Origin of the sequence: Enterococcus sp. E5-162 (assembly GCF_035725965.1) — a bacterium.
Taxonomy (GTDB): domain Bacteria; phylum Bacillota; class Bacilli; order Lactobacillales; family Enterococcaceae; genus Enterococcus_B; species Enterococcus_B lactis.
In genome coordinates, this window is the sequence record NZ_JAPRFV010000003.1 from 277,242 (window position 1) to 286,682 (window position 9,441).

At 38.2% G+C, this 9,441-nt stretch carries 8 protein-coding genes; 7 read left to right on the forward strand and 1 reads right to left on the reverse strand.

All coding sequences use genetic code 11. The annotated features are described in order from the left end of the window. The first annotated feature begins 48 nt into the window (after nucleotides 1-48). On the forward strand, nucleotides 49-1,011 hold the full coding sequence (pfkA, locus tag OZZ83_RS04965; RefSeq protein WP_002310395.1) for a 6-phosphofructokinase: 963 nt from the start codon (nucleotides 49-51) through the stop codon (nucleotides 1,009-1,011). A 73-nt stretch (nucleotides 1,012-1,084) separates the two neighbouring features. After that, a complete protein-coding gene (gene pyk / locus OZZ83_RS04970; protein ID WP_002290965.1) occupies nucleotides 1,085-2,869 on the forward strand; it encodes a pyruvate kinase in 1,785 nt (594 codons plus the stop codon). Between the two features lie 34 nt (nucleotides 2,870-2,903). Here pyk and OZZ83_RS04975 read toward each other — a convergent pair whose 3' ends face one another. Further along, nucleotides 2,904-3,806, reverse strand: a complete 903-nt coding sequence (locus OZZ83_RS04975; protein WP_002310396.1) for a LysR substrate-binding domain-containing protein — start codon at nucleotides 3,804-3,806, stop codon at nucleotides 2,904-2,906. Nucleotides 3,807-3,991: 185 nt separating this feature from the next. Here OZZ83_RS04975 and OZZ83_RS04980 point away from each other — a divergent pair, with 185 nt between their 5' ends. From OZZ83_RS04980 to OZZ83_RS05000, 5 genes are all read left to right on the forward strand, one after another. Continuing rightward, the gene (locus tag OZZ83_RS04980; protein ID WP_002290967.1) at nucleotides 3,992-4,561 is read left to right on the forward strand and encodes a YceD family protein; all 570 of its coding nucleotides are present in this window, start codon (nucleotides 3,992-3,994) and stop codon (nucleotides 4,559-4,561) included. Nucleotides 4,562-4,618: 57 nt separating this feature from the next. Next, nucleotides 4,619-4,798, forward strand: coding sequence for a 50S ribosomal protein L32 (gene rpmF / locus OZZ83_RS04985; RefSeq protein WP_002290970.1), 180 nt, complete (start codon nucleotides 4,619-4,621; stop codon nucleotides 4,796-4,798). A 169-nt stretch (nucleotides 4,799-4,967) separates the two neighbouring features. Next, nucleotides 4,968-6,389, forward strand: a complete 1,422-nt coding sequence (gndA, locus tag OZZ83_RS04990; RefSeq protein ID WP_002290971.1) for an NADP-dependent phosphogluconate dehydrogenase — start codon at nucleotides 4,968-4,970, stop codon at nucleotides 6,387-6,389. A gap of 191 nt (nucleotides 6,390-6,580) precedes the next feature. Continuing rightward, nucleotides 6,581-7,267 carry a response regulator transcription factor gene (locus OZZ83_RS04995; RefSeq protein ID WP_002290973.1) on the forward strand — a complete coding sequence of 229 codons (687 nt, stop codon included), beginning with the start codon at nucleotides 6,581-6,583 and terminating at the stop codon, nucleotides 7,265-7,267. Beyond that, entirely contained in the window at nucleotides 7,264-8,769 is a 1,506-nt protein-coding gene (locus OZZ83_RS05000; RefSeq protein WP_278023504.1) for a HAMP domain-containing sensor histidine kinase, read from the forward strand. Before OZZ83_RS04995 ends, OZZ83_RS05000 begins: the two co-directional genes overlap by 4 nt. Nucleotides 8,770-9,441 lie beyond the last annotated feature (672 nt).

A 9,441-nucleotide genomic window follows, 5' to 3' on the forward strand; every position in this document is an offset into this window, starting at 1 on the left:
CCTAAGTTATACTTAGGATAAAGTATTTTAATGAGGTGAATGTTTATTATGAAACGCATCGGAATTTTGACCAGTGGCGGAGACGCACCTGGAATGAATGCAGCTGTTCGTGCCGTTGTTCGTAAAGGTATTTACGAAGGACTGGAAGTATACGGGATCAATTATGGGTTTGCCGGTTTAGTTGCTGGAGATATTCGTCGTCTTGATGTGGCAGATGTAGGTGACAAGATCCAACGTGGTGGTACATTCTTGTATTCTGCACGTTATCCAGAATTTGCAACTGAAGAAGGTCAATTAAAAGGAATCGAACAATTGAAAAAATTCGGGATCGAAGGTCTAGTGGTTATCGGAGGAGACGGTTCTTATCATGGCGCAATGGCTTTGACAAAACGTGGATTCCCAGCAGTAGGTATTCCTGGAACAATCGATAATGATATTCCTGGTACTGACTTCACAATCGGTTTTGATACAGCAATCAATACAGTGCTAGAATCAATTGACCGTATTCGTGACACAGCGACTTCTCATGTTCGTACATTCGTTATCGAAGTAATGGGACGCAATGCAGGTGACATCGCTTTATGGTCAGGTGTAGCTGGCGGAGCAGATGAAATCATCATCCCAGAACATGATTTTGATATGGCTTCAGTTGCTAAAAAAATCCAAGAAGGCCGTGATCGTGGGAAGAAACATTGCTTGATCATCTTGGCTGAAGGTGTAATGGGCGGAAATGAATTCGCTGAAAAACTTTCAGAATTTGGCGACTATCATACACGTGTATCTATCTTGGGACACGTTGTCCGTGGTGGAGCACCAAGCGCACGCGACCGCGTCTTAGCAAGTAAATTCGGTGCTTACGCTGTCGAATTGCTTCAAGAAGGAAAAGGTGGATTATGTGTCGGTATCCATGACAACGAAATCGTTGCAGCTGACATCATTGATACACTAGAAAACAACAAGCATAAACCAGACTTATCATTATATGATCTAAATAATTCACTTTCATTTTAAGAGTGAAAGAAACCAAGCTATTTAAGCTGTGTACAGCTTTAAATAAACAAAATTGAATGGGAGAGTTTTTTAAATGAAAAAAACCAAAATCGTTAGTACATTAGGACCAGCAAGTAACTCAGTAGAAATTATTTCTCAATTGATTGAATCTGGGGCAAATGTCTTCCGCTTTAACTTTTCTCATGGTGACCATGAAGAACAATTATCACGTATGACTATGGTCCGTGAAGCAGTTAAAAAGACAGGAAAAGATGTCGGTATTCTTTTAGATACAAAAGGAGCTGAAATCCGTACAACTGTTCAAGGCACAACAGAAGCTGATTTTGGTCGTGCAGGATACATCAAATTTGAAGTAGGAGATCAAACACGCATCTCTATGGATCCTGAACATGTAGGTTCAAAAGAAAAAATCGCGGTTACTTACCCAGGATTATTTGACGATGTTCACGTAGGCGGACACGTTTTATTCGATGATGGCTTGATCGACATGGAAATCATTGAAAAAGACGAAGCAAACCGTGAATTAGTCGTAGAAGTTAAAAATGCAGGTATGCTAGGATCACGTAAAGGAGTAAATGCACCAGGCGTTTCTATCAGTTTGCCAGGTATTACTCCAAAAGATGCTGACGATATTCGTTTTGGTTTAGATAACGATATCGACTTTATCGCTGCAAGTTTTGTACGTAAAGCACAAGACGTTCTAGATATTCGCGAAATTTTAGAAGAAAAAGACATGACTCATGTTCAAATCTTCCCTAAAATCGAATCTCAAGAAGGTATCGACAACATTGACGAAATCATCAAAGTTTCTGACGGTGTTATGATTGCCCGTGGAGATATGGGTGTGGAAATCCCAGCTGAACTAGTACCAATGGTTCAAAAACGTATCATCAAAAAATGTAACGCTGCTGGTATCCCAGTTATCACTGCTACACAAATGTTAGAATCAATGCAAGAAAACCCACGTCCAACACGTGCGGAAGCTTCTGACGTTGCCAATGCTGTATTTGACGGAACAGATGCAACAATGTTATCTGGTGAATCTGCAAACGGAGACTACCCAGTTGAAGCTGTTTCAACAATGGCACGTATCGACCAAGAAGCTGAAAATGCATTATCAGAATTAGGTACATTCCAATTGAACGAATTCGATAAAACAGATGTAACTGAAACAATCGGTTTATCTGTAGCTCGTGCTGCAAAAAATCTAGGGGTCAAAACAATCGTTGCTGCAACTGAATCAGGCTACACTGCAAAAATGATTTCAAAATATCGCCCAGATGCAGATATCTTGGCTGTTACTTTTGACGAACGCACAAAACGTGGTTTGATGTTAAACTGGGGTGTTTACCCAACAGTTGCTGAAAAACCATCAACAACTGATGAAATGTTTGAACTAGCAGCTAAAAAAGCTGTTGAATTAGGTTTCGCATCAGAAGGCGATTTAATCTTGATCACTGCTGGTGTACCAGTTGGCGAACGCGGAACAACTAACGTGATGAAAATTCAAATGATTGGTTCTAAATTATTAGAAGCTCAAGGCGTTGGACAAAAATCTGTCGTTGCAAATGCAGTTATTGCTTCATCTGCTGAAGAAGCTGTAAAAAAAGCAAAAGACGGAATGGTTCTAGTTGTACCATCAACTGACAAAGAATACATGCCTGCAATCGAAAAAGCAGCTGCTGTTATCGTTGAAGAAGGCGGATTGACTTCTCACGCTGCAGTTGTAGGAATTGCACAAGATATTCCTGTAATCGTTGGTGCTAAAGGCGCAACAACAACAATTACTGATGGCGAATTGATTACTGTTGATTCACGTCGCGGCATCGTTTACCGTGGCGAAACAACAGCTATCTAATTTAGCTTAATACAAAATAAAAACAGCTCTTCATTTACGAAGAGCTGTTTTTTTGTGCTGTAACGAATTCATGGATGACTTGGACTACTTGTTCTTGAAGCGGTGTGACAAGCTGTTGTGTTCGTTTTGCCAATGAAATCAAGAAGCGAGGCTGAACTTCGTCTGAAAGTGGGAGGCAAACTAAATGATCTTCAGGATGTACAGCAATCTCTGTCAAAAAACCGATACCAACATTTTCACGGATCATACTCTTTAAAATCGTCAAATCATTGCTTTGATAAACAACTTTTGGTTGAGTGTGTGTTTGTTTAGAAAGTTTAGTGAATGCTGCTGGGTGGACATAATGTTCGTTCAATAACACAAACTGTTCATCTGATATATCTTTGAAAGAGACCGCCTTCTGCTGGGCCAGAGGGTGAGTAGGCGGAACGACGATCATGAAACGTTTATCCAAAAGCAATTCTGTTTCTAAATATTGATCTACGATTGGCTGTGTTGAGCCTAATACGGCTAAATCGATCCTCCCTTGACGGATCATTCCATATAAGTCCCGAGAGCCTCCATCGGTGATTTCAATCTGATTCATCAACTCATGCTTGATAAAGTAACCTGACAGTTTTGGAAAGTACTCATTGCCGATAATAGGCGGCAAGCCAAAACGCAGCTTTTTCTTTTGTAACTGAGTGATTTCAGCCCTTGCAGTAGAAATCTCTTGGAGAATAGTTTGTGCATGGAGAAACAGCTGCTTTCCAGAAGGTGTGACGATTAATTCGTGATGCGAACGATCTCTTGTGATAAGTACGGCGTCAAACTCTTTTTCAAGACGTTGTAATGCATATGTAATAGTAGGTTGGCTCACACGGAAATAATTAGCCACTTTCGTAAAGTTTTTTTGTTTGACGATTTGGACGTAGTATTCAATATCTTTCGTGTTCATAAAGATCATCCGCTCCTTTGATAGAATAATGATTATTGTAAATGATTCTGAAGATGATAGCAAATAGAGGCTTTCTGTTAAAGATATTTCTGTTTTTTTATGAACTGCAAGGTGTCAAGAAAATTTCATTGACAACATGGTTTTTGCCCTGTATAATTGCTTTTGTTGCTTAGGAGTGATGAAAAATGAAATGGTCTTTATTGGAATTGAGAAAATACCAGGAGACACCGTTAACTTTTCATGAGACGCTCGACTTGAAAGCCGCTCTCATGAAGCGAGACAATTTAATACTTGATGTTGCGCCAGTGGAAGTCGAAGGTTTGGTCTCAGTTGATAAGAAAGGCTATATCGTTCATTACACTGTGCAGACGACTTTGACAGTTCCTTCAACACGTTCGCTAGAACCTGTTGAACTGCCGATGGATTTTTCTGTAGACGAAGTATTCATGACAGAAGAACAATTCCAAAGCAGAGATGAGCAAATGTCTGCAGATGAGATTTTGCTGATTGAAGGTCCGTTATTGAATTTAGCAGAGTCAATTGAAGACAACATCTTATTGGCGATTCCGATGCGGGTATTGACGAAAGAAGAGGAAGCAGCAACAGAACTTCCAAAAGGCAATGATTGGGAAGTTGTTTCCGAAGAAGAATACCAACGCAGAAAAATGGAAGAAGCCGAGAATAAAATTGATCCTCGTCTTGCAAAACTATCTGAACTTTTTGATTCTGAATCAAAAAACGACGATAACAAGTAAGATTGGAATATATTGTATCTATTATAGGTGCAAGACTTTACAAGGAGGTGTAGCAAAATGGCAGTACCAGCTAGAAGAACATCAAAAGCTAAAAAAGCAAAACGTCGTACACACTACAAGTTGACAATCAAAGGATTAAACGAATGTCCAAACTGTGGTGAAATGAAAAAAAGCCATCACGTATGTGCAAATTGTGGTTACTATGATGGTAAGGACGTAATGTCAAAAGAAGCTTAATACATTTTAATTAGAAAATGTAAAACCTCAAGGCTAACCATGGAGCCTTGAGGTTTATTTTTTTATAAGCGGTAAATAAAAAATATGTTGTTCTTTAGTTTGCAATGTAGCCGTGTTAAGCTATAATGTAAGAGATTAGGGAGAAATCCCGTATGTAGGAGGAGTTCATATGTCAAAACAACAAATCGGCGTTGTCGGTATGGCCGTTATGGGTAAAAATCTAGCCTTGAATATAGAAAGCCGCGGCTATTCAGTGGCCTTATTCAACCGTACAGGGGCTAAAACAACCGCTGTAGTAGAAGAACACCCAGATAAAAATTTCAAAGCAACGTACACAATCGAAGAATTTGTAGAATCAATCGAAAAACCACGTCGGATTCTTCTGATGGTCAAAGCAGGACCAGCAACAGATGCAACAATCCAAGAGTTGCTTCCTCACCTTGATAAAGGCGATATTCTGATTGACGGAGGAAATACATTCTTTAAAGATACGATGCGTCGTAATGAAGAATTAGCCAACTCTGGTATTAACTTTATCGGTACAGGCGTTTCCGGCGGTGAAGAAGGAGCTTTAAAAGGACCTTCAATCATGCCTGGTGGACAAAAAGAAGCGTATGAGCTAGTTGCACCAATCTTAGAGCAAATTTCTGCAAAAGCAGAAGACGGAGCACCATGTGTTACCTATATTGGCCCAAACGGAGCCGGACACTATGTGAAAATGGTACACAACGGTATTGAGTATGGAGATATGCAACTGATTGCTGAATCTTATGACTTGATGAAGAATATTTTAGACCTTTCAGTAGAAGAAATGGCTGATATCTTTAAAGAATGGAATCAAGGTGAATTAGACAGCTACCTGATCGAAATCACAGCTGACATCCTGACTCGAAAAGACGATGAAGGCACAGGTAAACCAGTCGTAGATGTGATCCTTGATGCAGCTGGAAATAAAGGAACAGGTAAATGGACAAGCCAAAGTGCGCTTGACTTAGGCGTGCCACTTCCATTGATTACTGAATCTGTATTTGCTCGTTACATTTCTGCTTATAAAGAAGAACGCGTACAAGCAAGTAAAATTTTGTCTCGCACGAACGATTTTGAGTTCACAGGAGACAAAAAAGAATTGGTCGAAAAAATCCGAGAAGCGTTGTATTTCAGTAAAATCATGAGTTATGCTCAAGGATTTGCTCAATTACGTGTCGCTTCAAAAGAATTTGATTGGGATTTGCCATTTGGCGAAATCGCAAAAATCTGGCGCGCTGGATGTATCATCCGAGCTCGATTCTTGCAAAAAATCACGGATGCTTATGACAAAAATCCTGAGATCGAAAATTTATTGCTAGATGATTATTTCGTTGAAATCACGAAAAAATATCAGCAATCAGTCCGAGACGTCGTTGCCTTGGCTGTCCAAGCTGGCGTACCTGTACCAACTTTCTCATCAGCCATCGCTTACTTCGATTCATACAGAGCAGAACGTCTGCCTGCAAATATAATCCAAGCCCAACGCGATTACTTTGGCGCACACACATATGAACGTGTCGACAAAGAAGGAATCTTCCATTACTCATGGTACCATGAAGAATAATAGTCTTTTGGCTGTTAGGAAATGAGAAAATAAAAAGAGGACGAAAGAGCTGAAGTCAATTGTTATGAGTAGACTTCAGCTCTTTTTTAAAACTGCTATTCATGATAAAATGACTATAGATTTTTAAGCAGATTATCGGTATAATGATAGAGTTTTTAAAAAGCCAGTAGATAGAAAGGATAAAATAATAAATGAGTAATATTCTAATCATTGAAGATGAAAAGAACTTAGCTCGATTTGTCGAGCTAGAGTTGAAGCATGAAGGGTATAACGCAGAAGTCCATTACAACGGTCGTACTGGTTTAGATGCGGCATTAAATAATGAGTGGGATGCCATATTGTTGGACCTGATGCTTCCAGAATTGAACGGTTTAGAAGTCTGCAGACGCGTACGCCAAGTCAAAAATACACCAATCATTATGATGACTGCAAGAGATTCTGTAATTGATCGTGTATCGGGACTTGACCATGGAGCAGATGACTACATCGTCAAACCATTTGCTATCGAAGAACTATTAGCGCGTCTTCGAGCATTGTTGCGTCGAATCGATATTGAAGGTGACAAAAATGTGGCAAAACAAACCACTATTACTTATCGTGATTTGACTATCGAAAAAGAAAACCGTGTCGTACGTCGCGGAAACGAAGTAATTGAACTAACAAAAAGAGAATACGAATTGCTACTTACTTTAATGGAAAACGTGAACGTGGTATTAGCACGTGATGTTTTACTAAATAAAGTGTGGGGATACGAAACGGAAGTTGAAACAAACGTAGTGGATGTATATATTCGTTATCTTCGCAATAAAATTGACGTTCCAGGGGAGGAAAGCTATATCCAAACTGTCCGCGGAACAGGTTATGTGATGCGCTCGTGATAAAGCCGAAAAAATCGGAAAAAAGAGAACTGAAAGGGCCCTCCTTGACAATCAAGTGGGCCTTTGCGAGTTCTTTCTTCATATTCGTCGTATTTACAATTTTTGCGGTCATTACCTATAAATCATCTATCAATCTGATTGTTGCAAAAGAAAGAAACAATGTAGAACGTACGATTTCAGAAGTAGCCTCTCGTTTGGCTAACTCGGATGAAGAACTGACATTAGTGAATACGTATCGTAATCTGACAAAAGCGACAAATGACGGAGATGAGGTCATAGATCATACTTCACTGGTCGAAGGAAACTTAATGAAGATTGATTCCTTTATAGCTGAGCTAGGGCAGCCTTCGATGGATCTTTATGTGTATGATTTAGATGAGAACTTGATTTTCAAAACTCACGAAAACAGTCGAAACTTGATCCAAACAACACGTAAAGTGCCAACGATTGTTACACTAGAAGGGAAAACTGGCTTTTTATCTATACAGCCTATATATTCTAAAGGAACAAGAGAAAAGATTGGTTATGCGCAAAGCTTCTATGAATTATCTTCTTTCTATGATATCCGAAATAAGCTATTATTGACTCTTATTGTTTTAGAAGTCGTTTCTTTGATTTTAAGTAGTATTTTAGGTTTCTTTTTATCTTCTTACTTCTTGAAACCACTCAAGGTACTCAGAGATACAATGGATACTATACGTAAAGATCCGCAATCAGATATCCACATGCCTGAAATCGACACGAATGATGAATTGGCAGATTTAGCTGAAATATTCAATGAGATGCTTGACCGCATGCGTTTGTATATCGAACAACAAGAGCAGTTCGTGGAAGACGTCTCTCATGAGTTAAGAACTCCTGTAGCAATCATTGAAGGGCATCTTAGTCTGCTAAATCGTTGGGGGAAAGATGATCCTGAAATATTGGAAGAATCATTAAGAGCCAGCATGCAAGAAATCAGCCGCATGAAAAGCTTAGTTCAAGAGATGCTAGACTTATCTAGAGCAGAACAAGTAGATGTCCATTATGCAAATGAAACAACTAAAGGAAAAGAAGTCACCTATCAAGTTTATAATAATTTCAAGATATTATACCCAGACTATGTGATTACTTTAGATGATGATTTGACAAAAGAAGTGACCCTGCAAATTTATCGTAATCACTTTGAGCAATTAATCATTATCATATTGGATAACGCAGTAAAATATTCAACTACACGAAAAGAAGTCCATATCTCTATTTCTTCTACTCTGAATGAATTTGAGATTGCTATACAGGACTTTGGTGAAGGAATACCCAAAGAAGACCTTAATAAGATCTTCAATCGTTTTTATCGTGTGGATAAAGCGAGGGCTAGAACGAAGGGCGGAAATGGTCTGGGATTGTCTATCGCAAAACAATTGGTTGAAAACTACAAAGGTCGTATCTTAGCAGAAAGCGTAGTTGGGCAAGGGACTATCTTTAGAATTTTTATTCCTATCGCAAAAACAGAAGACAAGTAAAGCATGTGCTTTGCTTGTTTTTTATATTATCGATTAAGAAAGAAGAAGCCAAATAAAAGCAGATAAGAAATTTAGGATGGTCATTATAAAGAAATCTAGCGAACAATAAAATAGAATAACATTCGTTGGTAAATTGTAAATAGCTTTTAGGTGAACAAAAAACAATAAAAATACTTTAATATTCGTCTTTAAAAATAATAAAGAAAAATAGGAAATTTTCTATTGCAATTTTATAAAGAGATTGCTATATTATTATTTGTTCTAAATGATTCCTTTAAGGTGTCGCTAAAAATTATAAAAAATAGTGTTGACGCATTTTTGATATCATGTTATAATAACGAAGTCGCTTAGATGAGGAAGTTTATAAAGCTTGATTTTATCGAAACAAACTTCAAAAAAGTTATTGACAAATAACAAATGAAATGGTATGATAATCAAGTCGCTGCTAATGAGCGATAAAGGTATTTAGAAAAAATAAACAAAAAAAGTTGTTGACATTCTCTTCTGGATCTGATAAGATTAAAGAGTTGTTGAAACAAAAAGATTAGACCTTTGAAAACTGAACAAAGTAAGACAAACCAAATGTGTAGGGCGTCTTGATTCAATTCAAGACAACAAACATTTTTAACAAGCAAGCAATATGCTAGCAAACAAATTGAGCTTAACAATCGT